Here is a 451-nt window from a genome sequence, read left to right as displayed (position 1 = left end):
CGCCAGGTCTTTCTGGAAGTTGTACGGCAGCTTCTTGTAGACGCTGGTGGCGATGGTGTGGTGGACGGCGCCCATCAACAGTGTGTAGCCGTCCGGGCGGGCCTTGGCCACGTAGTCCGCGCCCACCGTGGCGCCGGCGCCGGGCCGGTTCTCCACGATCACGGGCTGGCCCAGCTTCTTGGAAAGCTGGTCGCCGATGGCGCGCGCGAGTACGTCGGTGGTGCCACCGGAGGGGAACGGCACGATCAGGCTGATCGGCTTGGTCGGCCATTCCTGCGCCACGCACAGGGCGGAGGCCCCGGCGCCCAGCATCAGCAGCGCGGCACGGAGGAAGCGGGGAAGCGTCTGGGAAGTCGGCATGGTCTGTCTCCTGTATTTATGATTTGTGATTTATTGCTCACTAATAGCGAGATCACTCGCTGACGGCAACACCTGCAAACCCGGTACGCGC

The 451-nt window shown here is 64.7% G+C and carries 1 protein-coding gene; it reads right to left on the bottom strand.

All coding sequences use genetic code 11. The annotated features are described in order from the left end of the window. On the bottom strand, window positions 1-360 hold a 360-nt coding region (locus AB4Z35_RS30515; protein ID WP_442101231.1), incomplete at its 3' end, for a Bug family tripartite tricarboxylate transporter substrate binding protein. Window positions 361-451: the final 91 nt, after the last annotated feature.

Origin of the sequence: Pseudomonas sp. KB_15 (genome assembly GCF_052114525.1) — a bacterium.
GTDB lineage: Bacteria > Pseudomonadota > Gammaproteobacteria > Pseudomonadales > Pseudomonadaceae > Aquipseudomonas.
Note: the sequence above shows the minus strand (reverse complement) of the source record. Positions and strands in the feature narration are given on the sequence as shown.